Annotated in this window: 24 protein-coding genes; 19 read left to right on the top strand and 5 right to left on the bottom strand. The window is 73.5% G+C overall.

Annotation, left to right across the window (positions count from 1 at the left end; translation table 11 throughout):
• Nucleotides 1-126: 126 nt before the first annotated feature.
• The 8 genes from AXW62_RS31740 to AXW62_RS31705 all read left to right on the top strand — a co-directional run bounded on the left by AXW62_RS31740 (nucleotide 127) and on the right by AXW62_RS31705 (nucleotide 9,314).
• On the top strand, nucleotides 127-1,446 hold the full coding sequence (locus tag AXW62_RS31740) for an adenosylmethionine--8-amino-7-oxononanoate transaminase (protein ID WP_060947532.1): 1,320 nt from the start codon (nucleotides 127-129) through the stop codon (nucleotides 1,444-1,446).
• Nucleotides 1,447-1,561: 115 nt separating this feature from the next.
• A complete protein-coding gene (bioD, locus tag AXW62_RS31735) occupies nucleotides 1,562-2,266 on the top strand; it encodes a dethiobiotin synthase (RefSeq protein WP_060947531.1) in 705 nt (234 codons plus the stop codon).
• 343 nt (nucleotides 2,267-2,609) lie between these two features.
• Nucleotides 2,610-3,275, top strand: coding sequence for a class I SAM-dependent methyltransferase (locus AXW62_RS31730; RefSeq protein WP_060947530.1), 666 nt, complete (start codon nucleotides 2,610-2,612; stop codon nucleotides 3,273-3,275).
• Between the two features lie 211 nt (nucleotides 3,276-3,486).
• Nucleotides 3,487-4,323 (top strand): ABC transporter ATP-binding protein, encoded by an 837-nt coding sequence (locus AXW62_RS31725; protein WP_060947534.1) that lies wholly within the window; start codon nucleotides 3,487-3,489, stop codon nucleotides 4,321-4,323.
• A 267-nt stretch (nucleotides 4,324-4,590) separates the two neighbouring features.
• Nucleotides 4,591-5,520, top strand: a complete 930-nt coding sequence (locus tag AXW62_RS31720; RefSeq protein ID WP_060947529.1) for an LLM class F420-dependent oxidoreductase — start codon at nucleotides 4,591-4,593, stop codon at nucleotides 5,518-5,520.
• A 52-nt stretch (nucleotides 5,521-5,572) separates the two neighbouring features.
• Nucleotides 5,573-5,998: a GNAT family N-acetyltransferase gene (locus tag AXW62_RS31715; RefSeq protein WP_060947528.1), complete on the top strand. Its 426-nt coding sequence runs from the start codon at nucleotides 5,573-5,575 to the stop codon at nucleotides 5,996-5,998.
• Between the two features lie 860 nt (nucleotides 5,999-6,858).
• Nucleotides 6,859-8,313 carry a hemolysin family protein gene (locus AXW62_RS31710; protein WP_079115897.1) on the top strand — a complete coding sequence of 485 codons (1,455 nt, stop codon included), beginning with the start codon at nucleotides 6,859-6,861 and terminating at the stop codon, nucleotides 8,311-8,313.
• Nucleotides 8,310-9,314, top strand: coding sequence for a hemolysin family protein (locus AXW62_RS31705; RefSeq protein ID WP_060947527.1), 1,005 nt, complete (start codon nucleotides 8,310-8,312; stop codon nucleotides 9,312-9,314). The genes AXW62_RS31710 and AXW62_RS31705 overlap by 4 nt, the downstream gene beginning before the upstream one ends.
• 196 nt (nucleotides 9,315-9,510) lie before the next feature.
• Here the strand turns inward: AXW62_RS31705 and AXW62_RS31700 are convergent, their stop codons facing one another.
• The gene (locus AXW62_RS31700) at nucleotides 9,511-9,765 is read right to left on the bottom strand and encodes a hypothetical protein (protein ID WP_370595145.1); all 255 of its coding nucleotides are present in this window, start codon (nucleotides 9,763-9,765) and stop codon (nucleotides 9,511-9,513) included.
• Nucleotides 9,766-9,847: 82 nt separating this feature from the next.
• Nucleotides 9,848-10,072: a hypothetical protein gene (locus AXW62_RS31695; protein ID WP_244503057.1), complete on the bottom strand. Its 225-nt coding sequence runs from the start codon at nucleotides 10,070-10,072 to the stop codon at nucleotides 9,848-9,850.
• Nucleotides 10,073-10,137: 65 nt separating this feature from the next.
• On the opposite strand from AXW62_RS31695, the gene AXW62_RS31690 reads away from it, so the two are divergent.
• The 3 genes from AXW62_RS31690 to mug all read left to right on the top strand — a co-directional run bounded on the left by AXW62_RS31690 (nucleotide 10,138) and on the right by mug (nucleotide 12,966).
• Complete coding sequence (locus tag AXW62_RS31690) at nucleotides 10,138-10,908, top strand: SGNH/GDSL hydrolase family protein (protein ID WP_060947525.1); 771 nt, start codon at nucleotides 10,138-10,140, stop codon at nucleotides 10,906-10,908.
• 73 nt (nucleotides 10,909-10,981) lie between these two features.
• Complete coding sequence (purB, locus tag AXW62_RS31685; RefSeq protein WP_030828787.1) at nucleotides 10,982-12,415, top strand: adenylosuccinate lyase; 1,434 nt, start codon at nucleotides 10,982-10,984, stop codon at nucleotides 12,413-12,415.
• A gap of 8 nt (nucleotides 12,416-12,423) precedes the next feature.
• The gene (mug, locus tag AXW62_RS31680) at nucleotides 12,424-12,966 is read left to right on the top strand and encodes a G/U mismatch-specific DNA glycosylase (RefSeq protein WP_060947524.1); all 543 of its coding nucleotides are present in this window, start codon (nucleotides 12,424-12,426) and stop codon (nucleotides 12,964-12,966) included.
• 421 nt (nucleotides 12,967-13,387) lie between these two features.
• Here the strand turns inward: mug and AXW62_RS31675 are convergent, their stop codons facing one another.
• Nucleotides 13,388-13,828 (bottom strand): hypothetical protein, encoded by a 441-nt coding sequence (locus tag AXW62_RS31675; RefSeq protein WP_060947523.1) that lies wholly within the window; start codon nucleotides 13,826-13,828, stop codon nucleotides 13,388-13,390.
• A 147-nt stretch (nucleotides 13,829-13,975) separates the two neighbouring features.
• On the opposite strand from AXW62_RS31675, the gene AXW62_RS31670 reads away from it, so the two are divergent.
• Nucleotides 13,976-15,196, top strand: coding sequence for an ROK family protein (locus tag AXW62_RS31670; protein ID WP_060947522.1), 1,221 nt, complete (start codon nucleotides 13,976-13,978; stop codon nucleotides 15,194-15,196).
• A gap of 447 nt (nucleotides 15,197-15,643) precedes the next feature.
• Here the strand turns inward: AXW62_RS31670 and AXW62_RS31665 are convergent, their stop codons facing one another.
• Complete coding sequence (locus AXW62_RS31665) at nucleotides 15,644-16,390, bottom strand: GntR family transcriptional regulator (RefSeq protein WP_060947521.1); 747 nt, start codon at nucleotides 16,388-16,390, stop codon at nucleotides 15,644-15,646.
• A gap of 215 nt (nucleotides 16,391-16,605) precedes the next feature.
• Here AXW62_RS31665 and AXW62_RS31660 point away from each other — a divergent pair, with 215 nt between their 5' ends.
• The 6 genes from AXW62_RS31660 (at nucleotide 16,606) to AXW62_RS31635 (ending at nucleotide 23,329) form a co-directional block, all read left to right on the top strand.
• Nucleotides 16,606-17,358: an SDR family oxidoreductase gene (locus AXW62_RS31660; RefSeq protein WP_030828762.1), complete on the top strand. Its 753-nt coding sequence runs from the start codon at nucleotides 16,606-16,608 to the stop codon at nucleotides 17,356-17,358.
• Nucleotides 17,359-17,741: 383 nt separating this feature from the next.
• Nucleotides 17,742-18,572, top strand: a complete 831-nt coding sequence (locus AXW62_RS31655; RefSeq protein WP_060947520.1) for an alpha/beta fold hydrolase — start codon at nucleotides 17,742-17,744, stop codon at nucleotides 18,570-18,572.
• A 319-nt stretch (nucleotides 18,573-18,891) separates the two neighbouring features.
• Complete coding sequence (locus AXW62_RS31650; protein WP_060947519.1) at nucleotides 18,892-20,472, top strand: alkaline phosphatase D family protein; 1,581 nt, start codon at nucleotides 18,892-18,894, stop codon at nucleotides 20,470-20,472.
• Between the two features lie 306 nt (nucleotides 20,473-20,778).
• The gene (locus tag AXW62_RS31645; protein ID WP_060947518.1) at nucleotides 20,779-21,306 is read left to right on the top strand and encodes a DUF1990 domain-containing protein; all 528 of its coding nucleotides are present in this window, start codon (nucleotides 20,779-20,781) and stop codon (nucleotides 21,304-21,306) included.
• Nucleotides 21,307-21,435: 129 nt separating this feature from the next.
• Nucleotides 21,436-22,737, top strand: a complete 1,302-nt coding sequence (locus AXW62_RS31640; RefSeq protein WP_060947517.1) for a GNAT family N-acetyltransferase — start codon at nucleotides 21,436-21,438, stop codon at nucleotides 22,735-22,737.
• Between the two features lie 211 nt (nucleotides 22,738-22,948).
• Complete coding sequence (locus tag AXW62_RS31635) at nucleotides 22,949-23,329, top strand: winged helix-turn-helix transcriptional regulator (protein ID WP_030828752.1); 381 nt, start codon at nucleotides 22,949-22,951, stop codon at nucleotides 23,327-23,329.
• Nucleotides 23,330-23,463: 134 nt separating this feature from the next.
• On the opposite strand, the gene AXW62_RS31630 is transcribed toward AXW62_RS31635, so the two are convergent.
• Nucleotides 23,464-23,871: a RidA family protein gene (locus AXW62_RS31630; RefSeq protein ID WP_060947516.1), complete on the bottom strand. Its 408-nt coding sequence runs from the start codon at nucleotides 23,869-23,871 to the stop codon at nucleotides 23,464-23,466.
• 297 nt (nucleotides 23,872-24,168) lie between these two features.
• Between AXW62_RS31630 and AXW62_RS31625 the strand changes: the two genes are divergently transcribed.
• Entirely contained in the window at nucleotides 24,169-25,851 is a 1,683-nt protein-coding gene (locus AXW62_RS31625; RefSeq protein WP_060947515.1) for a DUF885 domain-containing protein, read from the top strand.
• Nucleotides 25,852-25,889: the final 38 nt, after the last annotated feature.

Raw genomic sequence — 25,889 nt, 5'->3', positions numbered from 1 at the left:
GCGGCGCACCGAGGCCCACCCCGGCGGAGGTCAGCACGCCGGGGCGGGCCCCGGCCGCCGCGGAGGCGTCCCGCGCCGATCTGGTGGCGGTGCGCCGCCGCGGGGCGGGCACGGACCTGCCGCCCAATGCCTGAGCCGCTGACCCCGGCCGAGCTGCGGGCGCTGGACCGGCAGCACGTCTGGCATCCGTACGGCCCGATGCCCGGCCGTCAGGACCCGCTGGTCGTGGAGTCCGCGGCCGGGGTCCGGCTGCGGCTGGCCGAACCGGTGGAGGGCGTCCACGAGCTGGTGGACGGGATGTCGTCGTGGTGGTCCGCCATCCACGGCTACAACCACCCGGCGCTCAACGACGCGGCGCACGCCCAACTGGACCGGATGAGCCATGTGATGTTCGGCGGGCTCACCCACGAGCCCGCCGTCCGGCTGGCCACCCGTCTGGTGGAGATCACGCCGGAGCCGCTGCGCCATGTGTTCCTGGCCGACTCCGGTTCGGTGTCGGTCGAGGTCGCGGTGAAGATGTGCCTGCAGTACTGGCGTTCCCTCGGCCGGCCGGCCAAGCGGCGCCTGCTGACCTGGCGCGGCGGCTACCACGGCGACACCTGGCAGCCGATGGCGGTGTGCGACCCGGACGGCGGGATGCACCGGCTGTGGTCCGGTGTGCTGCCCGAGCAGATCTTCGCGGACGCGCCGCCGCCCGGTTTCGACGCGGCCCCCGACCCCGCCTACCAGGCGCATGTGCGGGAGCTGGTGGCCCGGCACGCCCATGAGCTGGCCGCGGTGATCGTGGAGCCGGTGGTACAGGGCGCGGGCGGGATGCGGTTCCACTCCCCCGCGCTGCTGCGGACGCTGCGCGAGGTGTGCGACGAACACGACGTGCTGCTGGTGTTCGACGAGATCGCCACCGGCTTCGGCCGCTCGGGCGCGTTGTTCGCGGCCGGGCACGCGGCGGTGTGCCCGGATGTGATGTGTCTGGGCAAGGCGCTGACCGGGGGTTATCTGACCCTCGCCGCCACGCTGTGCACCCCTCGGGTGGCGGAGGGCATCTCGCGCGGCGAGGTGCCGGTGCTCGCCCACGGCCCGACCTTCATGGGCAATCCGCTGGCCGCGGCCGTCGCCCACGCCTCGATCGACCTGCTGCTCTCCTACGACTGGCGGCAGGAGGTCAAGCGGATCGAGACCGGGCTGCGGGACGGTCTCGCGGAGGCGGCCGGCATACCGGGCGTCCGGGACGTACGGGTGCTCGGTGCCATCGGCGTCGTCCAGCTGGACCGCCCGCTGGACGACGCGCGGATGGCGGCGGCGACCCGGGCCGCGGTGCGCGCGGGCGTATGGCTGCGCCCGTTCCGCGACCTGCTGTACACCATGCCGCCGTACATCACCGGCGATCACGATCTGGCCCGGATCTGCGCGGCGGTACGGGCCGCCGCCGCGGCGGCGGCCGTCTGACCGCGCCCCCGCCCGCGGTCGGCCCCGCGTGGACCGGCCGCGAGCGGGGTCCGGCGGGCCTCCATGCAAAAGGCAGCGGCGGGCCCCACGCAAGCGAAAGGCAACGGAAGCGAAGATGTCAGTACTGGTCGTCACCGGCACGGGCACCGAGATCGGAAAGACCGTCAGCACCGCGGCCGTCGCCGCGGCGGCGCTCGCCCGCGGCCGTTCGGTGGCGATGCTCAAACCCGCCCAGACCGGTGTCGCGGAGGGCGAACCGGGCGACACCGCAGAGGTGGCCCGGCTCGCCGGCGCGGTGACCCTGCTCGAACTCGCCCGCTACCCCGAGCCGCTGGCCCCCGCCACGGCCGCCCGCCGCGCCGGACGGCCGCCGGTACGGCCGCACGAGGTGGCGGAGGCGGCCGAGAAGCTGGCCACCGAGCACGATCTGGTGCTGGTCGAGGGCGCGGGCGGGCTGCTCGTACGGTTCGACGAGGCCGGGGCGACGCTCGCCGACGCCGCCCGGCTGCTCGGCGCCCCCGTCCTCGTCGTCGCCCCCGCGGGCCTGGGCACGCTCAACGCGACCGCCCTCACCACCGAGGCACTGCGCGCCCGCGGGCTGGAGTGCCCCGGTGTGGTCATCGGCAGCTGGCCCGCCGCCCCGGATCTCGCCTCCCGCTGCAATGTGGCCGATCTGCCGGAGTCCTCCGGCGTCCCGCTGCTGGGCGCCGTCCCCGCGGGCGCCGCCGCCCTGCCGCCCGCCGACTTCCGCGCCGGCGCGCCCGGATGGCTGGCGCCCCGGCTGGACGGGACCTGGCAGCCGGCGCGGTTGGCGGCGTAGCGACACGCCCGGCGTGGTTGGCGGTGTAACGACACCCCGGCGTGGTTCGCGGCGCAGCGACACCCCCGGCCCAGGTCGCGGCGCAGCGACACATCCGGCGCGGTTCGCGGCGCAGCAACACCTCCGGCCCGGTTCGCGGCGCAGCAACACCCCCGGCCTGATACGCGGCGTAGCAACACCCCCGCCGTGGTTCGCGGCCTAGCGACACATCCGGCCCGATACGCGGCGTAGCGACACCCCCGGCCTGATACGCGGCGTAGCGACACCCCCAGCCTGGGCAGAATCCCGGTACCGGTCCATCGTCCGTATCGTGGACACATACCTGGGACAAGGGGGATCCGCCATGCCCGCACCCCGCCGCACACCGCCCCGTACCACCGTCCATCACCCGCTCTTCGCCCGCTGTTACGCCAGGCTCGGCCCGCTGGCCGATGAGCGGGCCGGGCTGGGTGAGCTGCGCGGCGAGCTGCTGGCCGGGCTGTCCGGCCGGGTTGTCGAGATCGGCGCGGGCAGCGGGCTGAACTTCCCCCACTACCCCGACACCGTCTCCGAGGTGGTCGCCATCGAGCCGGAGTGGCATCTGCGGCGACTGGCCGCCCAGGCGGGGCTGCGGGCCGGGGTGCCGGTGGACGTGGTGCCGGGCGTGGCCGAGGCGCTGCCGGTCAAGAGCGAGGCGTTCGACGCGGCGGTGGCGTGTCTGGTGCTGTGCTCGGTACGCGATGTGCGGCGCGCGCTCGCCGAGCTGCTGCGGGTGCTGCGGCCGGGCGGTGAGCTGCGCTTCCTGGAGCACGGCCGGGCCGAGGGGCGGGTCCTGGCGACGACCCAGCGGGTGCTGGACCGCACGGTGTGGCCGCTGGTGTTCGGTGGCTGCCACACGGGGCGCGAGGTGCGGTCGGAAATCGTGGCCGCGGGCTTCGAGCCGATCGGCCACCGCCGGCTGCGCGTTCCCGACCGGGGCCCGACGCTGCCGACGTCCCCCTGTGTGCTGGGCGCCGCGCGGCGCCCGTGAGCGCATCGCCGTCCAACCGCGTCCGCCCGCGCCCGAGGGCGCGGGGGCGCGGGGGCGCGCGTCGGCGTCCGCGTACTCGGGCTTGGTGGGCCCGCGTCCGCGGGGCGCGCGGGCCGACGGCCGGATCATCCTCCCTATCGTCCACGAACGCGCGGACCGGCGGCCGGATCCCTACCATCGAGGGCACGACGTTCCGATACGGGGAGGCATCGTGTCCACACCGGCGGCGACGAAGACGGACGGGTCCGCGGACGGCGGCGCCCAGGCGGCGGCCCGCGCCCGGTCCCTGACCAAGGCGTACGGCAGCGGCGAGACGGCCGTACTGGCGCTGGACGCGGTGGACGTGGACATCGAACGGGGCAGGTTCACCTCCGTGATGGGCCCGTCCGGATCCGGCAAGTCCACCCTGATGCATTGTCTGGCGGGTCTCGACACGGTCTCGTCGGGCCGGGCCTGGCTGGGCGACACCGAGATCACCGGCCTGGACGACAAGGAGCTGACCCGGTTGCGCCGCGACCGGATCGGGTTCATGTTCCAGTCGTTCAATCTGCTGCCCACGCTCAACGCGGCCGAGAACATCACCCTGCCGATGGACATCGCGGGCCGCAAACCCGACCCGGAGTGGCTGGACCGGGTCATCGACGCCCTGGGGCTGCGGGACCGGCTGCGGCACCGTCCCGCCCAGCTGTCCGGCGGGCAGCAGCAGCGGGTGGCGTGCGCTCGGGCGCTCGTCTCCCGACCCGAATTGATCTTCGCGGACGAGCCGACCGGCAACCTGGACTCCCGGGCGGGCCTGGAGGTGCTGCGCTTCCTGCGGGAGGCCGTCGACGAACTGGGCCAGACGGTCGTCATGGTCACCCACGACCCGAGCGCCGCCGCCCACTCCGATCTGGTGCTCTTCCTCGCCGACGGCCGGATCGTGGACCGGATGGAGGCGCCCACGGCCGAGGCGGTGCTGGAGCGGATGCGCCTCTTCACCAGGACCGGCGCCACACCGTCCGGCACCGGCACCGCGCCGTCCGGCACCGGCCCTGACCCGCTGGGCTGAGCCCCGAGAGCCGCGTGACCCGCTGGGCTGAGCCCGGGAGCCGCGGGCCACGCCTCGCGGCTCCCCGTCCACCACAGCGGGGCACCCCGTTGACGGCGCGGCACCCCGCCCACGGCGGACGGGTGCGTTCCGGATGGCGCCGGTGCCCGCCGGGGCCCGGCCCCGCTCCCACCAGGGCCCCGAATCGAGCGGCCGGAATGCGGACGTTGGGCCCCGAACCGAGCCGATCTCGGATACGTTCGCGGTATCCGCGATCAAGGAGGGCTCATGGCAAGGCCGTTCCGCTTCGGAGTCAATCTGCTCACCCTTGAATCAGCCGAGGCATGGCGGGAGAAGTGCCGCCGCGCCGAGCAGCTCGGCTATGACGTGCTACTGGTCCCCGACCACCTCGGCAACCCCGCCCCGTTCCCGGCCCTGGCCACCGCCGCCGAGGTGACCGAGCGTCCACGGCTGGGCACCTTCGTCCTCAACGCAGGTCTGTGGAACCCCGCGCTGCTCGCCCGGGAGGTGGCCACCTGCGACGCGCTCACCGGCGGTCGGCTGGAGCTGGGCCTGGGCGCCGGCTACGTCAAGGCCGAACACGACAGCGCCGGGCTGCCCTTCGGTTCCCCCCGGGAGCGGGTGGACCATCTGGTCCACACCGTGGCCGAGTTGGAGCGCCTGCTGGCCGATACCGAGCACCGGCCGCGGCCCGTCCAGGCCCCGCGCCCGCCGCTGCTGCTCGGCGGCAACGGTGACCGGCTGCTGCGGCTGGCCGCGCGCCATGCGGAGATCGCGGCGTTCACCGGGGCGGTGCAGGCCCCCGGCAAACCCGAGGGCACCCTGCAGCTGATCAGCCCCGAGGCGCTGGAGGAACGGGTGCGCGCCTTCCGCCGCTTCGCCGCCGAAGCGGCGGAGCCCGGGGCCGCCGGGAGTGCGGGGGCTGCGGGCGCGGACACCGCCGAACTCAACTACCTCATCCAGATGGTCGGACCCACCGGCGACCGGCGGGCCAAGGTGCGGGAGCTGGCCGCGTACGCGCCCGACCTCACCGAGGACCAGCTGCTGGAGCACCCCGCGCTGCTGCTGGGGGACGCCAAGGAGATGGCGGCCCAGCTGCGGGCGCACCGGGAGCGGTACGGCTTCTCGTACTTCACCGTGCTGGAACACAACATGGACGCGTTCGCCCCGGTGATCGAGCAGCTGCACGGCAGCTGACCAGGGCGGAATCCCCTCGACGCCGCGGTCCGCCCGATGATGGGATGGGGCCATGAACGACGTTCGGATACGGACCGCGGCCCCCGCCGACCTCGACACCGTGCTCGCCTTCTGGAAGGAGGCGGCGGAGGGCACCAGCATCAGCGACGACCGGGACGGGGTGGCCCGGCTGCTCGACCGCGACCCGGAGTCGCTGCTGCTGGCCGAGCGGCGTGGTGAACTCGCCGGGACCGTGATCGCGGGCTTCGACGGCTGGCGCTGCCATCTGTACCGGCTGGCCGTCCACCCCGGGCACCGCCGCCGGGGCGTGGCGACGGCCCTCCTCACGGCGGCCGAGGAGCGGTTCACCGCTCTGGGAGGGCGGCGCGGGGACGCGATGGTGCTCGACGAGAACGGGCTCGCCCACCACGCGTGGAGCGCGGCGGGCTACGAGCGCCAGCCACAGTGGAGCCGCTGGGTGAAGCCACTGCACCCCTGACGCCGCCGAGGCCACCCCGGCGCGGCGCACGGGGTGTTTCCTTGGCGCCCGCGCCGGGTCCGGGCTCGGCGCACGTACCCGGCGCGACGCACGGGGTCTTTCCCGGAGGCGGCGCAGGGGCTCGGCACGGCACACGGACCCTTCTGGGACACCGCGCACGGAATCCTCCCGGGCGCAGCGCACAGACCCGGCGCGACACACAAGCCCGGCACGACACACAGGGTCTTCCCCGGAGGCGACACGCGGACTCGGCACGGCACACGGACGCCCGACGCCCGGACCCGGCGCGGCACACGAGCCCGGCACGGCGCACGGAGTCTTTCCTGGAGGCAGCGCACGGGGCCCGGCGCGGCGCGGCGCGCGGGCTCAGCGCGGCACACGGCCCCGGCACGGCGCACGAACCCCTCCCGGGCGCAGCGCCCAGACCCGGCGCGACACACAAGCCCGGCTGCGGCGCACAAGGTCTTTCCCGAAGGCGACGCGCGGGCCCGGCGCGGCACACGGACGTCCGACGCACGAACCCGGCGCGGCACACGAGCCCGGCACGTCGCGGTGCACGGGCTCGGCGCGGCGCACGGGCTCAGCGCGGCACACGGCCCCGGCACGGCGCACGAACCCCTCCCGCGGCGCGGCGCACGGCCCCCTCCCGGGCGCAGCGCCCAGGCCCGGCGCGGCACACGGGCTCTTTCCGTGCGAACGTATCCACTTAACATGGACGTATCCATGCCTGCCCTGAGCCCGAGCCCCGATCTCCCGAGCCTCCGCGAAAGGTGTGAGCGTCCGCCGATGGGCGAGCCTCCCCGTGGTCGACATTGCGCATTCCTCCGGTCCCTGCCGGATCATGGGACGGAGGTGAACCGATGACCGAAGTCCTCCTCCTGGCCGTGGCGCTCCTCCTGGCGGTCATCTGTGGCGCGTTCGTCGCGGCGGAGTTCTCGCTGACCACGGTCGAGCGCGGCGAGCTGGAACGGGCGGCGAGGGACGGGGAGCGCGGCGCGGCCGGGGCGCTGAAGGCCGTGCGGAGCCTCACCTACCAGCTGTCCGGCGCCCAGCTCGGCATCACCGTGACCAATCTGGTTGTCGGCATGCTGGCCGAGCCGTCCGTCGCGGCCCTGTTGGCCGGGCCGCTCACCGCGCTCGGCGTACCCGAGTCGGCCGTCCCCTCGGTCGCGCTGGTGCTGGGCACCGCGCTGTCGACCATCGTGCTGATGGTCGTCGGCGAGCTGGTGCCCAAGAACTGGGCGATCTCCCGGCCGCTGCCGGTCGCGAAGGCCGTCGCCACCCCGCAGCGCGCCTTCAGCGCCGTCTTCCGTCCGCTGATCAGCCACCTCAACAACACCGCCAACCGCACCGTGCGCCGGATGGGCCTGGAGCCCGCCGAGGAGCTGGCCTCGGCGCGCGGTCCGCAGGAGCTGATCGCCCTCGCCCGCCACTCCGCCAAGGAGGGCGCGCTGGAGAAGGACACCGCCGAGCTGTTCGTGCGCACCCTCAACCTCTCCGGGCTCACCGCGCAGAACGTGATGACCCCCCGGGTGCGGGTGATGGCGCTGGACGTACGGGCCACCGCCGAGGACGTGGCCAACGCGACCCGCGCCACCGGGCTGTCCCGCTTCCCCGTCTACCAGGGCAGCCTGGACACCGTCGTCGGCCTTGTCCACATCAAGGACGTCCTGGCGATCCCCGCCGAGGAGCGGCACCGCCACCCGGTGTCCGAGCTGGTGCGCGAACCGCTGTCCGTCCCGGAGACGCTCACCGTGGACCGGCTGCTGGACCGGCTCTCGGCCCAGCGCAGCATGGCCGTGGTCATCGACGAGTACGGCGGTACGGCCGGGGTCGTCACGCTGGAGGACATCGTCGAGGAGGTGGTCGGCGAGGTCCGCGACGAGCACGATCCGCAGGAGATCCCGCATCTGGTCCCGATGGGCCGGGACGCGGACGGCCACGCGGTGTACGACACGGACGGCGCGGTCCGCGTCGACCAGCTCGCGGACATCGGGCTGGGGGTGCCCCCGGGCCCGTACGAGACCCTGGCCGGGCTGATCGCGACGGAACTGGGCCGGATCCCGGCGGTCGGCGACACCGTCGAGTTGACGGGCTGGCGTCTCGAGGTGCGGAAGGTGTCCAGCCACCGGGCCGCCCGGGTGCGGCTGCGGGCGCCGCTGCGCGATGCGGCGGGCGGCGGTGACGCAGACGGCGCGGGCGACGCGGACGGGGACGGTGCCGGAGGCAGGGGCAGTGCCAGAGGCAGGGGCAGTGCCAGAGGCAGGGGCCGTGCCGGAGGCGGCCGCGGGGGCGAGGGGGCGACGGGCCGATGACCGCGCTGCAACTGCTGATCGCCCTGCTGACGCTGGTGGTCAACGCCTTCTTCGTGGGTGCCGAGTTCGCCCTGATCTCGGTGCGCCGCAGCCAGATCGAGCCACCGGCCCAGCAGGGCGACCGGCGGGCGCGAGCCGTGCTGTGGGGCCTGGAGCACGTGTCCGCGCTGCTGGCCGCGGCCCAACTGGGCATCACGCTGTGCACGCTGGTGCTGGGCGCCGTCGCGGAACCGGCCATCGCGCATCTGCTGGAGCCCGTCTTCCACCTGGTGGGTCTGCCACTGGGGCTGGTGCCCCCGGTCTCGTTCGTGATCGCGCTGTCCCTGGCGACATATCTGCACATGCTGTTCGGCGAGATGGTGCCGAAGAACGTGGCACTGGCCGAGCCGGTGCGCACCGCGCTGCTGCTCGGTCCGCCCCTGGTCGCCCTCGCCCGCGCCCTGCGCCCGGTTATCTTCGCGGTGAACGCCTTCGCGAACGGGCTGCTGAAGCTGTTGCGCGTGGAGCCCCGGGGCGAGGTCGCGGCGACCTTCTCGGATGACGAGCTGGCCCGGATCGTCGCGGATTCCAGCGAGGCCGGACTGCTGGACGACCGCGCCACCGAGCGGCTGCGGGACGCGCTGGAGCTGGGGCGGCGGCGGGTGCGGGACGTGGTGCTGCCCATGGATCGGGTGGTCACGGCGCGGCTGGGGGTGACCCCCGAGGAACTGGAGCGGCTGGCGGCGAGGACGGGCTTCTCACGGTTCCCGGTGGTCGACGGCTCCGGGCGGATCGTGGGCTATCTGCATGTGAAGGACGCGCTGGACGCACGGCCGCGGGACGTGCCGTTCCACCCCGATCAGCTGCGCCCGATCCCCCGGGTGCGGTCCCTGACACCGCTGGACGACGTGCTCACCGCGATGCGCGACAGCCGCACCCACCTCGCGGCGGTCATCGCCGCGGACGGCCGGCTGGAGGGGCTGGTCACCATGGAGGACGTGCTGCGCGAGCTGGTCACCTGACCCTGTTCGGCGCGTCCGATCACGCACCTTCGGGACCGATCACGCACCTTCGGGACCGGTCACGCACCTTCGCGTCCGGTCAGACCTGACCCTCTCCGGTCACATCTGACCGCCCCCGGTCACATCTGACCGTCTCCGGTACACCTGACCGTCTCCGGTACACCTGACCGTCTCCGGTACACCTGACCGTCTCCGGTCACTCCTCGTCGCGTCTGGACTCATGGGCGATGATGCACGCCTGCCAGTGCGCCAGTGCCTCCTCCCGTCCGCCGCCGCCCTCCTCGGCCACCGCCACCAGCGCATGGGCGGCCATCGCGGCGAGTCGCACGGCGACCCGGCACACATCGCGCGTCTCGAGCGGCTCCAGGAGGGCCGCCGCGCCCTCCCCGTCGTCGGCGAGCGCGGCGGCGACGATGGCCATGGTCGTACGGTCGCATTCGAAGGCATCCACGCCGACCAGACTGCCCCGCCGCGCGGCACGCGGAACCCCGCGCGGTCCAACCGGGGCACCGGCCGGCGGCTCGCGCGAGGGCTCAGCGGCGGAGGCCGGGACCGGGGCGGGGCCGGGTTCCGGACGGGTCGTAGCGGAAGATCACGTATTCGACCCGTCCGATGACCTTGGTGCGGTTCGTCCTCCGGTACAGCTCGGGTGGCCGGAAGATGTTGTCGTCGTAGATGTCCGCGCCGGGCTCCACATTCCAATTGGCGGTCGTCCCGTTCCGCGCTCCGCCCTCGAAGTAGATGTGGGTCATCGCCATGCCGCTCATCATGCTCGCGCTCGGCGGTCCACGCAGCCCACATACCGGATAAGATCGCCCGAGCCATGCAGACGAACATCACCTACAGCAGCTTTGTCGCGGTCGGCGACTCCTTCACCGAGGGCATGTCGGACGAGCTTCCCGACGGCACCTACCGGGGCTGGGCGGATCTGCTCGCCGGGCGGCTCGCGGCCCGCGACCCCGGCTTCCGCTACGCCAACCTCGCGGTCCGCGGCAAGCTCATCGGACAGATCGTCGAGGAGCAGACGGGCCCGGCGGCGGCCATGGGCGCCGATCTGGTGACCCTGGTCGGCGGGCTGAACGATGTACTGCGGCCGAAGTGCGATGTGGGCCGGGTGTGCGAACTGCTGGGGGAAGCCGCCGAGCGGCTGGCACCCACCTGCAAGCGGCTGGTGCTGATGCGCAGCCCGGGGCGGCGCGGACCGGTCTTCGAGCGATTCCTGCCACGGATAGAGCAGCTGTTCTCCTTCATCGACGAGCTGGGCGCACGGCATGACGCGACCGTCGTGGACCTGTTCGCCTCCGAGGCCGTCGGGGACCCCCGGATGTGGGCCGAGGACCGGCTGCACCTGAACGCCGAGGGGCACCGGCGGGTCGCCGAGGCCGTATGGCAGGCGCTGGGCCATGAGCCGGAGGCCGACTGGAACGCGCCCCTGCCGCCTGCGGTGCCCGTCGGATGGCTGGCCCGCCGCACCTCGGACATACGGTTCGCCCGCCAGCACCTCGGTCCGTGGATCGGCAGGCGGCTGACCGGCCGCTCCTCGGGCGACGGACGCGCCCCCAAGCGCGCCGAGCTGCTGCCGTACGAGGGCTGATCCCGGCGCCCGCGCCACAGCGGCCTTCGACCGCCCGTCTGGCCTGCTAGGACGGCCAGTAGACTCTGTGCCCGTGACTGGTAAGCCGCGCATTCCGAACGTCCTGGCCAATCGCTACGCCTCCGCGGAGCTGGCCGTCCTGTGGTCCCCCGAGTACAAGGTGACGCTGGAGCGGCGGCTGTGGCTCGCCGTGCTCCGCGCCCAGAAGGACCTCGGAATCGAGGTGCCGGACGCCGCCCTCGCCGACTACGAGCGGGTCCTGGAGACCGTCGACCTGGCCTCGATCGCCGAGCGCGAGAAGGTCACCCGCCACGATGTGAAGGCCCGGATCGAGGAGTTCAACGCCCTCGCCGGTCATGAGCACGTCCACAAGGGGATGACCTCCCGCGACCTCACCGAGAACGTGGAGCAGCTCCAGATCCGGCTCTCCCTGGAGCTGGTGCGGGACCGCACGGTCGCGGTGCTGGCCCGGCTCGGGAAGCTGGCCGCCGAGCACGCCGAGCTGGTGATGGCCGGCCGGTCGCACAATGTCGCGGCGCAGGCCACCACGCTCGGCAAGCGGTTCGCCACCGCCGCGGACGAACTCCTGGTGGCCTACGGGCGGCTGGCGGACCTGCTGGGCCGCTATCCGCTGCGGGGCATCAAGGGACCGGTCGGCACCGCGCAGGACATGCTGGACCTCCTCGGCGGCGACGCGCACAAGCTGGCCGAGCTGGAGCGGCGGATCGCCGCCCACCTCGGCTTCGCGCAGGCGTTCACCTCCGTCGGCCAGGTCTATCCGCGCTCGCTGGACTACGACGTCGTCACCACGCTGGTGCAGCTGGCCGCGGCCCCGTCCTCGCTGGCCAAGACCATCCGGCTGATGGCCGGGCACGAGCTGGTGACCGAGGGCTTCAAGCCCGGCCAGGTCGGTTCGTCCGCGATGCCGCACAAGATGAACACCCGCTCCTGCGAGCGCGTCAACGGCCTCGCGGTGATCCTGCGCGGCTACGCCTCGATGACCGGTGAGCTGGCGGGCGACCAGTGGAACGAGGGCGATGTCTCCTGCTCGGTGGTGCGCCGGGTCGCGCTACCGGACGCGTTCTTCGCCTTCGACGGGCTGCTGGAGACCTTCCTGACCGTGCTCGACGAGTTCGGCGCCTTCCCCGCCGTCGTCGCCCGTGAGCTGGACCGCTACCTTCCCTTCCTCGCCACGACCAAGGTGCTCATGGGCGCCGTACGGGCCGGGGTGGGCCGCGAGGTCGCCCATGAGGCGATCAAGGAGAACGCGGTGGCCGCGGCGCTGGCGATGCGCGAGCAGGGCGCCGAGCGCAATGAGCTGCTCGACTCCCTGGCCTCCGATGAGCGGATCCCGCTGGACCGGGCCGCGCTGGACGCGCTGATGGACGACAAGCTCTCCTTCACGGGCGCGGCCGCGGACCAGGTGGGCGCGGTGGTCGCCCGGATCGAGGAGATCGTCAAGGAGCGTCCGGAGGCCGCGGCCTACGCCCCCGCCTCGATCCTCTGACGCCCGTGATGACCCCCGCCGAACTGGAGGCCGCCCGCGACCGCGTCGTCCCCGACGTGGTCGCGGAGGGCCTGCGGGTCCTCTTCTGCGGTATCAACCCCGGGCTGATGACGGCCGCCACCGGCCACCACTTCGCCCGCCCCGGCAACCGCTTCTGGCCCGCCCTCCACGCCTCGGGCTTCACCCCCCGCCGGCTCCGGCCGTCCGAGCAGGCGGAGCTGGTGACCTATGGGCTGGGCATCACCAATGTGGTGGCCCGCGCCAGCGCGCGGGCCGATGAGCTGAGCGACGAGGAGTACCGGGAGGGCGGCCGGATCCTGGAGGAGAAGGTGCTCCGGCTGCGGCCGCGCTGGCTGGCGGTGGCGGGGGTCACCGCCTACCGGGTCGCGTTCGGCGACAAGAAGGCGATGATCGGGCCGCAGACGCGGACCATAGGCGAGACCCGGATCTGGGCCCTGCCCAACCCCAGCGGACTCAACGCGCACTGGACGCTTCCGGCCATGGCGGAGGAGTTCGCCCGGCTGCGCGCCGCGGCGGAGGCGGAGGGCTGAGCGGACGCGGAGGGCTGGGCAGACGCTGGGCTAGGCGGAGGCTGAGCGGACGCGGAAGGCTAGGCAGACGCTGGGCTAGGCGGAGGCTGGGCGGGACGGACGAGGCCGACGGCCAGGCGGACAGCCGGGCGGGGTGGCCGAGGCCAACGGCCCGGTCCCCGCACATCCCGGGCAGGTTCGGCTCACCTCGCCGCTCGGGACGGTGAGGCTTCACGTTGTCGGCCCCCGGGCCGGTCAGGACGCGTGTGGCCGCCACCCGGGCCGGTCAGGTGGCATCTCCTCCGGGGCACCTCCTCCCGGGCATCTCCTCCGGGGCGCCTCGTCGACCGACGCGGCCCACGGCGTACGGGCGAGAGACAGCCCGGACGACGAGGCGCGCCCCGGAGGAGACCCGGCGTGCGGCCCCGCGCCGGAGGGGGCGTCATATCGTGCCCTCCTCCCCTATCGCCACCAGCAGCTGGAACGGCAGCTCGCGGTCGCCCTGCCCCACCCCGAGCCCGACCCAGCGGCCGTCGACGTGCCAGATGTGCAGTTCGGGCACGTAACCACACAGGGTGTCCAGCGGCGGCGGGACCGGCTCGCCCATCGCCGAGCGCTCCAGGGAGTCCGTGAGGTCGAGGACGGCGGGGGCGCCCCACCGTAACGTCAGCGCCTGGACCAGCGCGCCCAGCTCGGCCTCGAACTCCTCCAGCACTTCCTCGACCCGTGCCGGATCCGCGTCCCAGAAGTCCTCGCTGACGCGGAGGTCGGCGACGTGGAAGCCGGGGCCGCTCGCCACCCGCCCGTCCACGGCCCGCTGCCGGGGGAAGTCCCGGGCGCGCAGCCGGTCGATCGCGGTCACATGGTCCGCCGTACTGGTCATGGTGTCAGTAAACAGCGTGGGTCGGACATCTGGTCGGCCGTCAGATGGGCTGCGCGCGGCCGGGCGGCCCCGGGGCGGGAGGGGGGCACTCGCCGCGTCCGCGCCCAGCGGATACGATCCGGCAGAAGCACTGGAGGGAGGCCGACGTTGGGGCGGCTCACCGGCGGGGATCCGTCTCTGCTGCGACGCATCAACTCCGCGGTGGTCCTGCACGCGTTGCGCGCGGCGACCGCGTCCGGCACCGCCGCCGGGGGCGGCGAGGACGAGGCGGGCGGCTGCGCCGGGAGCGCGAGCCTCACCGATCTGACCCGGGTGACCGGGCTGTCCCGGCCCACCGTCGAGGGAGTGATCGACGGGCTGGCCGGCAGCGGTCTGGTGGTCGAGGTGCCCGCCGAGGAGGGCGGGGTCCGCCGCCAGGGACGCCCCGCGCGCCGCTTCCGCTTCCGGGCCGAGGCCGGGCATCTGCTGGGCATAGAGATAGGGGCGCACCGGGTCGCCGCACTCCTGTCGGACCTCGACGGAAACGCGCTCGGCTCGATCGTGCGCGAGGTTTCGGAGAAGGCGTCCGCGGACGAGCGGCTGGAGCGGGTGCGCACCGCGGTCGCGGATCTGCTGCGGCGCGCGGGGGTGGCCCGGTTCTCGCTGCGCGCGGTCGGGGTGGGCAGCCCCGGCATCGTGGAGGCCGATGGCACCGTCCATCTGTGCACCGCGCTCCCCGGCTGGACCGGGCTGCCCCTGGGCGATCGGCTGCGGCGGTCCTTCCGCTGTCCGGTGCTGGTCGAGAACGACGCGAACACCGCGGCGGTGGCCGAGCACTGGAAGGGCGCGGCCGCCGGTTCGGACGACGTGGTCTTCGTGCTGGCCGGGTTGAGTCCGGGTGCCGGGTCGCTGATCGGCGGCCGGCTGCACCGCGGCTTCGGCGGCGCCGCCGGGGAGATCGGGGCGCTGCATCTGCTGGGCCGCGAGGCCGCCCCCGAGGAGGTGCTCTCCACGACCGGAGAGCCGCTGAACCCGCTGGACGAGGCGCAGGTCGCGCATGTCTTCGCGCTGGCCCGCGAGGGCGACGCGCGGGCCCGCGCGGCCGTGGACCGCTTCGTCCGCAGGCTGGTGCACGACACGGCGGCCCTGGTGCTGGCGATGGACCCCGAGGTCGTCGTGGTCGGCGGCTGGGCGGCCGGGCTGGACGGTGTGCTGGGCCCGCTCCGCGATGAGCTGTCCCGCTACTGTCTGCGGCCCCCGCAGGTCGCGCTGTCCCTGCTCGGCGAGGCGGCGGTGACCACGGGGGCGCTGCGGCTGGCCCTGGACCATGTGGAGCAGGAGCTGTTCGCGGTCGACAGTACGGTGACGACCCGCCGCGCGAGCCGCTGACGCGGGCCGTACGGCGGATGCGAGTGCGGGTGCGAGTGCGGGTGCGAGTGCGGGTGCGGGTGCGGTACGGGGGGCGTTCCCGGAGCCGTCGTCCATTCGTCAGGACGCGTGCGGCGCATACGGCACGCGGGGGACGCGTGCGGCGCATAACGGCACGTCTTACGGTGGGCGAAACGCGCACGGCACGCAGGCCGCGCACGGCGCGAGGGGTGCGCACGACACGCAGGGCACACAGGACCGCACACCGCAGCACCGCCCATAGGGCGCGTACCACGCCACGACGCGCACAGCACGCAGAACACGTACGACACGCAGAACGCGCACAGCAGCAGGCCCCGACGCGGCGCGGGGCGCGTACCGCACGCAGCACGCGCACGGCGCGCGGGGCGTGTACGGTGCGCGGGGCATGCACGGCCCGCCGGGGGCGCGGGCAGGCCGGGGCCCGGGTCAGCCGGCCAGCAGTTCCTCGCCCGCCCCGTCGCCGAAGGTGAGCCGGCAGGTGTCGGCCCGGTAGGTGGCGACGGCGACGGCCGCGGTGCGGCCCTCGGCCAGATAGCGGGTGGTCACGACGAGCACCGGGGCGCCGGGCAGCCGGTCGAGCTCCTTGGCGTCGTCCGCACGGGCCGAGCCGAGCTCCACGGACTGCTCACGGCCCTCCAGTTCCAGCCTCCGCAGCTCGCGCAGCACGGCGCGGGCGCGGGCCAGCCCGCTGGGGGTGTCGATGGCGGCGAGACCGGGAACGGACTCGGCCGGTACGTACAGCAACTCGGCGGCGAGCGGCTGGCCCTGCGCCATCCGGGTGCGGCGCACGCGGTGGACCGGGGTGTCCGGGGCGATCTCCAGCAGTCGGGCGACGGCGGCCGGCGGCACGACCTCGACGCTGTCGACGGTCTGCCAGGTGTCCTCGCCGGAGGTGTCGGTCCAGCCGTGGGCGTAGTCCCCGACGGCCACGCCGACCCGGGGCGGGGCGACGGTGGTGCCGACGCCGCGGCGGCGCTGCAGCCTGCCCTCCAGCTCGAGCTGCTCGAGGGCCTGCCGGAGGGTGGCGCGGGCGACGCCGAAGCGGGCCGCCAGCTCGCGCTCGTTGGGCAGGATCTCCCCGACCGCGAACTCCGAGTCGAGTGCGTCGCTGAGCACGGTCTTCAGGTGCCAGTACTTGGGCTCAGGCACCGATTCCAGCTGCGTGGTCCCCACCCTGTCCCCCTTGTTCCTACGGAGTGTCCTGCGGCGTGTCCTGCGGCCAACGGTGGTGCGCGCCCACATTTACCCGCACTTCTTTATTAAAGGTTGTTGCAGTATCAATGCGACCATAAGGCTGAGGGCGGACTTGGTCAAGACCAATCCTTGATCGGTTATCGTCGGTAACCATCGGAGCGAGACGCGTCACGGGGCGGGAGCTGAGAACGCCGATGGACACGAGCCAGGTCACGGTGGTCACCGGGGGCAGTCGCGGCATCGGCGCGGCGGTGGCGGTGCGGCTCGCCCGCGCCGGACACAGCGTGGCCATCGGTTACGAGCGCGCCCGGGACGCGGCCGAGCGGTGGGCGGCGGCGGTGCGCACCGAGGGCGTCCGGTCGATGGTGGTCCAGGCCGACACCAGCGACGCGGAGCAGGTGGAGGCGATGTTCGACCGGGTGCGGGAGGAGCTGGGACCGATCACCGGCCTGGTCAACAACGCCGGGATCACGGGGCCGTTGGGCCGCTTCACCGAGACCCCTCCGGAGGTCATGCGCCGCGTCGTGGACGTCAATGTCACCGGCGCCCTGCTGTGCGCCCGGCGCGCGGCCCGCGAGATGTCCACGCGCCACGGCGGTCAGGGCGGCGCGATCGTCAACATCTCCTCGGGCGCGGCGACGACCGGCAGCCCCGGGGAGTATGTGCACTACGCGGCCAGCAAGGCGGCGGTCGACGCGATGACGGTGGGCCTGTCGAAGGAGCTGGCGGCGGAGGGGATCCGGGTCAACTCGGTCCAGCCGGGCATGACGCTGACCGACATCCACGCGCGGATGGGCGACCCCGAGCGGCCGTGGCGCGACCCGGGCCGGGTGCCGATGGGGCGTCCGGGCGAGCCGGAGGAGATCGCGGGCGCGGTGGCGTGGCTGCTGTCACCGGAGGCGTCGTACACGACGGGCGCGGTGCTGCGGGTGGCGGGCGGGCTGTAACCGCGCCCTGTCTGGGGCCCCTTCCGCGCGTGAGGACCCGGGGCCCCTTCCGCGCACGAGGACCCGGGGCCAGTTCCGCGCGTGAGGTCCCGGGCCCCGGCGCACGGCGGCCCTGGGCTCGTCCGGGTGGCCGAACGCCCCGCACGGCACGAACGCCGCGCGTTCAGCGGCGACGTGCGACGTCCGGCCGAGACGGTGGCATCACCGGCCGGGACGGTGGCATCCGGCCTGAGACGGTGGCATCACCGGCCACCACGGCGGCATCCGGCCGAGACGGTGACCGTTGCCCGGTCGCCGGGGCCTACCCTTCGGTAACTCTTGCTGACATGCTGTCTCATACGCCGCGTGCGCTTGCCGGAACGCCGATCGCAAGGAGCCACTCCATGCCCGCGACCATCTCCTTCCCCGTCGACACCCCCGGCGGCCCCCGCACCGCCCGGGTCGTCCACGAACGGCGCGGCGCGGGGCGGCCGTTGGTGCTGCTGCACGGCATCGGCCACCACTGGCAGGCGTGGCAGCCGGTGCTGGACATCCTGGCGGTCGACCGCGATGTGATCGCCGTGGACCTGCCCGGCTTCGGGGCCTCGGAGACGCTGCCGGACGGCATCCCCTACGACATCGACGGCGTCATACCCGTCCTCGGCGCGCTCTTCGAGGCACTCGGCGTCGCACGCCCCGACGTGGCCGGGAACTCGCTCGGCGGGTTGCTCGCCCTGGAGCTGGGCCGGGCCGGGCTCGTACGGTCCGTCACCGCGCTGGCCCCGGCCCGGTTCTGGACCGAGGCCGAACGCCGCTACGCCTTCGGTGTGCTCTCCGCGATGCGAGCCGGTGCGCGGGCGCTGCCGCCGCCGGTGGTGGCGTGGCTGGCCCGTGGCGCGGCCGGGCGGGCCGCGCTGACCGGCACCATCTACGCCCGCCCCGGGCGGCGCTCACCGGCCGCGGTCGTCGCCGAGACGCGGGCGCTGCGCGAGGCGCCCGGCTTCCGGGCCACGCTGGCGGCCGGGAGCACCGGGGTGTTCACGCACGACATCCCCGACATCCCGGTCACCATCGCCTGGGGCACGCGCGACCGGGTGCTGCCTCGCCGCCAGGGCGTCCGCGCCAAGCGGGTGATCCCCGGCGCCCGGCTGGTGCGCCTCCCGGGCTGTGGCCACGTCCCCATGAACGACGATCCCGCGCTGGTCGCCCGCGTCATCCTGGACGGCAGCAGCTGAGCTTCGGGCGGTACCAGGCCGACCGGGCCGACCGGGCCGACCGGGCCGACCGGGCCGACCGGGCCGTGGTCGCGCTCCGTCCGCCCGCCGACTACGGGGACGTTCCGGCGGGCGATACGGCCGTGCACGGCTGGTGTCGGGGTACGCCGTCCGCCGCCCGCCCCGATGGCGCACACCGCGGAGCTCGCCGCCGACCTGGTACGGGTCCTTCCCCGGCGGCGAGGCCCAGCTGTTCACTGGGCGTTCGGAAGAGCGGCACCTTGCCCCGATAACAAACAGGGCAGCACGGCAGTTCTACGAGCAAGCAGTGGGAGGATCCATGACGCGGGAGTCGGGCAGAGGGATCGGGCGGCGCAGGGTGCTGCAGGGATCGGCGGCCGCGTCCGCGGCGCTCGCGGTGCCCACCGTGGCATCGGCCGCGTCCGGCGCGCCCGCGCAGGCGCTGTCAGGGCGGCCGAGCGCCCAGTGGGGCGTTCAGGTGGGCGATGTGACGACGTCGTCGGGGCTGGTGTGGGTCCGCTCGGACCGTCCGGCGCGGATGATCGTGGAGACGTCGGCGACCGAGTCCTTCGCGCGGGCCAAGCGGTGGCGGGGCCCGCTGATCGGCCCCGGCACCGACTTCACCGGGCGCACCGCGCTGCACGGGCTGCCCGCCGGGAGCCAGGTGTACTACCGGGTGCTGCTGACCGATCCGGATGATCCGCGGCGTACCGGTGAGCCGGTGCGGGGCACGTTCCGCACGGTTCCCGAGCGCCGTAAGGGCGTGCGTTTCGTCTGGTCGGGCGATCTGGCGGGCCAGGGCTGGGGCATCAACCCGGACCACGGCGGCTACCGCATCTTCGAGGAGATGCGCCGCCGCGAGCCGGACTTCTTCCTGTGCAGCGGTGACAACATCTACGCCGACGGCCCGCTGACCGAGACCGTCAAGCTGCCCGACGGCTCCACCTGGCGCAACCTCGTCACCCCGGAGAAGACCAAGGTCGCCGAGACGCTCGACGAGTACCGCGGCAACTTCCGGTACAACCTGCTGGACGCCAATCTGCGCCGCTTCCACGCCGAGGTGCCGACCATCACCCAGTGGGACGACCACGAGGTACTCAACAACTGGTATCCGGGCGAGATCCTGGCCGACGACCGCTACACCGAGAAGAACGTGAACGTGCTGGCGGCCCGCGCACGCCAGGCGTTCGCCGAGTACTTCCCGATCAGCACCCTGCGGCCGGACGCGAGCGGCCGGGTCTACCGGGTCCAGCACCACGGCCCGCTGCTGGACGTCTTCGTCCTGGACTGCCGCACCTACCGGGACGCCAACTCGCCGAACCGCACGCCGGAGGACGCCCAGGGCATCCTGGGCGCCGAGCAGCTGGCGTGGCTCAAGCGCGAGCTGACGCGGTCGCGGGCGGTGTGGAAGGTGATCGCCTGCGACATGCCGCTGGGCCTGGTGGTCCCGGACGGGAGCACCGACTTCGAGGCCGTCGCGCAGGGCGACCCGGGCGCCCCGCTCGGCCGTGAGCTCCAGATGGCCGAGCTGCTCCGGCACATCAAGCACCGGAAGATCACCGGCACGGTGTGGCTGACGGCGGACGTCCACTACACCTCGGCGCAGCACTACGACCCCTCGCGGGCGGCGTTCAAGGACTTCGCGCCGTTCTGGGAGTTCGTCACCGGTCCGCTGAACGCGGGCGCCTTCCCCTCGGTGAAGCTGGACGGCACGTTCGGCCCCGAGCAGCCCTTCGTGAAGGCGCCCACCCGGTCGAACGTCTCGCCCGCCGAGGGCTTCCAGTTCTACGGCGAGGTGGACATCGACGGCGACAGCGCCGAGATGACGGTCCGGCTGCGCGAGGACGGGGGCAAGGTGCTGTTCACCAAGGTGCTGCGGCCGGGGCTGGTCGGCCAGTAGCGGTGGCCGTACGCGCCGCCGTACGCGCAGCCGTGAACGCGGTACGCGGCCCCGTGGCGGTACGCCGCCGCGGCCACGTGCCGCCACGGGCCCGCGCCCCGTGGCCGGGCACCGTAAGGGCACCGTGGACCGGCGCCGCGTACCGTGAGGCCGCCGCGCACCGTAAGGGCGCCGCGTCCGGTGCGCACCGTAAGACCGCCGCATTCCCCGTGCACCGTAAGGCCGCCGCGTACGGTTCCCGCGCACCGTAAGGCCGCCGGGCTCCGTGGCCGGGCACCGCGCGAGGCCGCCGCGTACCGTACGGGTATGGGATCCCCCGACGCTTCCGGCCCGGCCTCCCGCCTCACCTATCCGGAGGTGGGCGCCACCCGGCGGTGGCCGCTTCCGGCCGGCTATCGCCATCTGCGGGTGCGCACCCACGTCGGTTACGGCCGGGCCGCGTTCGAGGCGGTCGGGCGGGCGGTCATGGACTGGCGGATGCACCGTGCGGTGGGGGTGGCGATCCGCGCGGCGGATCCGGTCGCCACCCCGGGGCGGCCGGTCGTGGTGGGCCTGGGGGCCGGGCCGCTGCGGCTGCGGGCGCCGTGCGAGGTGGTGTGGACGGTCGCGGAGGACACCCGGACCGGTTTCGCGTACGGCACCCTGCCCGGTCATCCGGAGCGGGGTGAGGAGTCGTTCGTGGTGAGCCTGGAACCGGACGGCTCGGTGGTGCTGACGGTCACGGCGTTCAGCCGCCCGGATTCCTGGTTCAGCCGGGCCGGAGGACCGCTGGTGCCGCGCTTCCAGCGGGCGTACGCACGACGGTGCGGCAGGGTACTGCGCCGGTGGGCGTAGGGTGAGGGAAACTCCGAATGTGAACCATTTAATTTCGGACAAAATAAGCTTCTGTTATCAGATGCGCCCTTAACCCATCGGTCACAGTCCGTTTGTGATCACGCAACACCCATGCGCAAGGGTGTTTGCATGACATTTCGATCGGCCCCCGAACCCTCTTCCCGTCCCCGCCCCCGTCGGCGGCACGATCTGCTCGCATGGTGGTCACGGCGCCAGGGCCACGCGCCGCCGGGCACCTCACCCTCGCCCGCGGCCGACACGCACACCGCCGACCCCGCGGGCGCCCCGGAGACCACGACGCCGGGCGCCACCACGCTGTGGCGGATGCGGACGACCGTACGGGACGAGCCGGGTGCCCTGGCCTCGCTGTGCGCCGCACTGGCCGGGTACCGGGTCGACATCCTGGCTCTGCAGACCCATCCGCTGGCGGACGGCACGGTGGACGAGTTCCTGCTGCGCGCGCCCGAGGACCTGCCCTCCGCGGAGCTGACCGACGCCGTCACGGCCGGGGGCGGCAGTGACACCTGGGTCGAGCGGGCCGATGCCCACGACCTGGTGGACGCGCCGACCCGGGCGCTGACGCTGGCCACCCGCACCGCCCTGGACGCCGCCGAACTCCCGCTCGCGCTGCGCCAGTTGTTCGGCCGCTGCACCATCCACTCCGTTCCCGCCACGTCCCTCACCGGCCGTTCCCTGGACAGCGCCCCGCCCGCCGAAGGCGTTCTGGAGGAGACCGTGATGCGGCTGCGTGACCCGTCCGGCGGGGCGATCATCATCGAGCGGCCGTATCTGCCGTTCACCCCGACCGAGTTCGCGCGGGCCCGCGCCCTGGTCGAGCTGGACGCCCGGCTCGGCCCCCGGATACCGCACGGCGGCGATGTGCTGACGCTGCCCGAGGGCAACGCCGTCACCGTGCGCCGGGCCGACACCGGCGACCTGGCCGCGGCCCGCGAGATGCACGCCCGCTGCTCCCCCGCGACGCTGGGGCTGCGCTACCACGGCCCGGTCGGTGACGCCGACCGCTACCTCGCCCATCTGCTGAGCCCGCGCTTCGGCCGGACCCTGGCCGCGTACACGGCCTCCGGGCGGCTGGTCGCCCTCGGCCATCTGCTCTGGGACGGGGACGAGACCGAGGTCGCGCTGATCGTCGAGGACGAGTGGCAGCGGCGCGGCGTCGGCCGGGAGCTGCTGCGGCGGCTGGTGGCGATGGCCGCCGAGACCGGCTGCGAAAGCGTCTACGCCGTCACCCAGTCGGCCAACACCGGCATGGTCGCCGCGATGCGCTCCCTGGAACTGCCGCTGGACTACCAGATCGAGCAGGGCACGCTGGTGATCAGCGCCCGGCTCGACCAGGCACCGGCGTCCGCCCCGGCACCGGCGTCCGCCCCGGCCACGCGGCTGCCGCTACCGGCTCCGCCGCACGGGCACTGAGGGCCCGCGCGGGGAGCCGCGCCCCGACCGGCCGGCCACTCCCGTGATCGCCATCACCACGAGTACCGCGAGTACCGCGGGCACCGTTTGATCACCGCGATCACAGCGAGCACCAGGTCACCGTGTCCTGGCTCTCTTGCGGTTACTCGGGAACCATAGGAGAGTGGCCACCGACATGGCCGGACGTACGCCTCGGTGACAGGGGAACGTGATGGGGAGCAGGCAGTTCACGGGGTCGCCCGAGGACGCGGACCTGATGCGCGCGGACTCCCTGGCGCGCGAGATCTTTTCGGACGTCGCCAACAAGTGGGCGTTCCTGATCATCGAGTTCCTCGGCGAGCGCACCCTGCGCTTCAGCGAGCTGCGGAACCAGGTCGAGGGCATCAGCCACAAGATGCTCACCCAGAACCTGCGCATGCTGGAGCGCAACGGCCTGGTCGAGCGGAAGGTGTACCCCACCGTGCCGCCACGGGTCGAGTACAGCCTCACCGAGCCGGGCCGGGCCCTGCGGGCGACGATCGACGGAATGTGCGGCTGGACCAGCCGGTACCTCGATCAGATCGAGGCGTCCCGCCGCCGCTTCGACGCCTGACGGACGGGTTCAGACGCCTGACCGAGGGGTTCAGACGCCTGACGAACGAGTTCCGGGCCTCGCGGACGAGTTCCGGGCCTCGCGGACGAGTTCCGGGCCTCGCGGACGAGTTCCGGGCCTCGCGGACGAGTAGTTCAGTCGAGGACGGCGGTGGCCTCGACCTCGACCAGATGCTCCGGGACGTCCAGTGCGGCGACCCCCAGCAGGGTGCCCGGCGGGACCGGAGTGGCCCCCAGCTTCGCGCCCGCCCGCGCCATCCCGTCCATGACCAGCGGCAGCTTGTCGGGGGTCCAGTCGACGACGTAGACGGTCACCTTCGCCACGTCGTCGAAGGAGCCGCCGACCTCGGCCAAGGCGGTGGCGATGTTGAGGTAGCACCGCTCGACCTGAGCGGCCAGATCGCCTTCGCCGACCGTGACCCCATCGGCGTCCCAGGCGACCTGCCCGGCGATGTGGACCATCTTGGAGCCGGTCGCTATCGACACCTGCCGGTACGCGTCGATCTCCGGCAATCCGCGGGGGTTCACCAGGGTGATGGCCATGCTCGTCCGCCTCCTTGTCAGGAGAGCCGGTGGACTCGACGCCATGGCCTCCATGGCGCGTCCGGCTCTCTCGTGGTTACTCGGGAACCATAGGAGAGTGGCCGCTGACGTGGAAGAACGCACTTTTCGGTGACGGGGAAACCTGAGGGTGACCGGGGAACCCGATGGTGACCGAGCAGCGCAGTGGCTTTCCGGCCGCGGCCCGCCGGCCGCCGCCCGCCCGGGACGGCTCATCGGCCGGACGTCACATCCCCATAGTGCTGACGCCGCACCCGGGAACATACGAGGATGGGCCGCATGTCCGACACGAAGAACGCTCCGCTGCCCCGTCAGGTCGCCGACGACTACGTCGACGCCCTTATCGAACTCGACCCGATCACCGGCACCTACCTGGGCGTTCCCGAGAGCTCCCGGCGCCTTCCGGACTTCTCCCCCAAAGGGGCGGAGGCCGTCGCCGACCTCGCCCGCACCACCCTGGACCGGCTGGCCGAGGCCGAGGCGCGCCCCGGCGCGGACAGCGACGCCGAACGTCGCTGCGCACGGCTGCTGCGGGAGCGGCTGACCGCCGAACTCGCCGTGCACGACGCCCAGGAGGGGCTGCGCGCGGTGAGCAATCTCAGCTCCCCGCTGCACTCGGTGCGCGGCATCTTCACCGTGATGCCCGCCGAGACCGAGGAGGACTGGTCGGCGATCGCGGCCCGGCTGCGCGCCGTACCGGCCGCGCTGGAGGGGTACCGCGCCTCGCTCGCCGAAGGGCTGCGGCAGAACCTGCCGGCCGGCCCCCGGCAGGTGACCACGGTCCTCGAACAGCTGGCGGAGTGGATCGGCACGGACGGCGGCTGGTTCGCCGACTTCACCGCCGAGGGCCCCGACGCGCTCCGCGGTGAACTGGACGAGGCGGCCGTCGGCGCGACGGGCGCGCTGGTCGCGCTCCGCGACTGGCTGCGTGACGTGTACGCCCCGGCCGTCGAGGGCGCCCCCGACGTGGTCGGGCGCGAGCGCTACCGCCGCTGGGCCCGGATGTGGAACGGCACCGATCTCGACCTGGACGAGGCGTACGCGTACGGCTGGTCGGAGTTCCACCGTATCCACGCCGAGATGCGCACCGAGGCCGAGAAGATCCTCCCCGGCGCCACCCCCTGGGAGGCGCTGCGCCACCTGGACACCCACGGCGCGCACATCGAGGGCGTCGAGGAGACGCGGGTGTGGCTGCAGGAGCTGATGGACGAGGCCATCGAGAAGCTGAACGGCACCCACTTCGACCTGGCCGAGCGGGTCAAGCGGGTCGAGTCGATGATCGCCCCGCCGGGCAGTGCGGCGGCCCCGTACTACACCCAGCCGTCGGTGGACTTCTCCCGCCCCGGCCGGACCTGGCTGCCCACGATGGGCGAGACCCGTTTCCCCGTCTACGACCTGGTCTCCACCTGGTACCACGAGGGCGTGCCCGGCCACCATCTGCAACTCGCCCAGTGGGCGCACGTCGCCGACCAGCTCTCCCGCTACCAGGCCACGGTCGGCATGGTCAGCGCCAACGCCGAGGGCTGGGCGCTGTACGCGGAGCGGCTCATGGACGAGCTGGGCTTCCTGTCGGACCCGGAGCGGCGGCTGGGCTACCTGGACGCGCAGATGATGCGGGCGCTGCGGGTCATCGTCGACATCGGGATGCACCTGGAGCTGGAGATCCCCGCCGATTCGCCCTTCCACCCCGGTGAGCGGTGGACCCCGGAGCTGGCGCGCGAGTTCTTCGGACTGCACTGCGGACGTCCGGCGGACTTCCTCGACAGCGAGCTGGTGCGCTATCTGGGCATGCCGGGCCAGGCCATCGGCTACAAGCTCGGCGAGCGGGCCTGGCTGACGGGGCGTGAGGCGGCCCGTAAGGCGCACGGCGACGCCTTCGACGCCAAGAAGTGGCACATGGCGGCGCTGTCCCAGGGGTCGCTGGGGCTGGACGACCTGGTGGAGGAGTTGTCGGCGCTCTGACCGGCCGGTGCGGGCGCGGGCGGGCCGCATCCGTTGGG

This window comes from Streptomyces hygroscopicus subsp. hygroscopicus, assembly GCF_001553455.1.
GTDB classification, from domain to species: domain Bacteria; phylum Actinomycetota; class Actinomycetes; order Streptomycetales; family Streptomycetaceae; genus Streptomyces; species Streptomyces hygroscopicus.
Note: the sequence above shows the minus strand (reverse complement) of the source record. Positions and strands in the feature narration are given on the sequence as shown.

Excerpts from the sequence above, each read along its gene's own strand:
- AXW62_RS31655 (WP_060947520.1), top strand. The coding sequence starts at position 17,742 with ATGCCCGCGACCATCTCCTTCCCCGTCGACACCCCCGGCGGCCCCCGC.
- AXW62_RS31650 (WP_060947519.1), top strand. The coding sequence starts at position 18,892 with ATGACGCGGGAGTCGGGCAGAGGGATCGGGCGGCGCAGGGTGCTGCAG.
- AXW62_RS31720 (WP_060947529.1), top strand. The coding sequence starts at position 4,591 with ATGGCAAGGCCGTTCCGCTTCGGAGTCAATCTGCTCACCCTTGAATCA.
- AXW62_RS31695 (WP_244503057.1), bottom strand. The coding sequence starts at position 10,072 with ATGGCGATGACCCACATCTACTTCGAGGGCGGAGCGCGGAACGGGACG.
- AXW62_RS31705 (WP_060947527.1), top strand. The coding sequence starts at position 8,310 with ATGACCGCGCTGCAACTGCTGATCGCCCTGCTGACGCTGGTGGTCAAC.
- AXW62_RS31740 (WP_060947532.1), top strand. The coding sequence starts at position 127 with ATGCCTGAGCCGCTGACCCCGGCCGAGCTGCGGGCGCTGGACCGGCAG.
- AXW62_RS31710 (WP_079115897.1), top strand. The coding sequence starts at position 6,859 with ATGACCGAAGTCCTCCTCCTGGCCGTGGCGCTCCTCCTGGCGGTCATC.
- AXW62_RS31690 (WP_060947525.1), top strand. The coding sequence starts at position 10,138 with ATGCAGACGAACATCACCTACAGCAGCTTTGTCGCGGTCGGCGACTCC.
- AXW62_RS31675 (WP_060947523.1), bottom strand. The coding sequence starts at position 13,828 with ATGACCAGTACGGCGGACCATGTGACCGCGATCGACCGGCTGCGCGCC.
- bioD (WP_060947531.1), top strand. The coding sequence starts at position 1,562 with ATGTCAGTACTGGTCGTCACCGGCACGGGCACCGAGATCGGAAAGACC.
- AXW62_RS31640 (WP_060947517.1), top strand. The coding sequence starts at position 21,436 with ATGACATTTCGATCGGCCCCCGAACCCTCTTCCCGTCCCCGCCCCCGT.
- AXW62_RS31630 (WP_060947516.1), bottom strand. The coding sequence starts at position 23,871 with ATGGCCATCACCCTGGTGAACCCCCGCGGATTGCCGGAGATCGACGCG.
- mug (WP_060947524.1), top strand. The coding sequence starts at position 12,424 with ATGACCCCCGCCGAACTGGAGGCCGCCCGCGACCGCGTCGTCCCCGAC.
- AXW62_RS31730 (WP_060947530.1), top strand. The coding sequence starts at position 2,610 with ATGCCCGCACCCCGCCGCACACCGCCCCGTACCACCGTCCATCACCCG.
- AXW62_RS31660 (WP_030828762.1), top strand. The coding sequence starts at position 16,606 with ATGGACACGAGCCAGGTCACGGTGGTCACCGGGGGCAGTCGCGGCATC.
- AXW62_RS31625 (WP_060947515.1), top strand. The coding sequence starts at position 24,169 with ATGTCCGACACGAAGAACGCTCCGCTGCCCCGTCAGGTCGCCGACGAC.
- AXW62_RS31645 (WP_060947518.1), top strand. The coding sequence starts at position 20,779 with ATGGGATCCCCCGACGCTTCCGGCCCGGCCTCCCGCCTCACCTATCCG.
- AXW62_RS31715 (WP_060947528.1), top strand. The coding sequence starts at position 5,573 with ATGAACGACGTTCGGATACGGACCGCGGCCCCCGCCGACCTCGACACC.
- AXW62_RS31635 (WP_030828752.1), top strand. The coding sequence starts at position 22,949 with ATGGGGAGCAGGCAGTTCACGGGGTCGCCCGAGGACGCGGACCTGATG.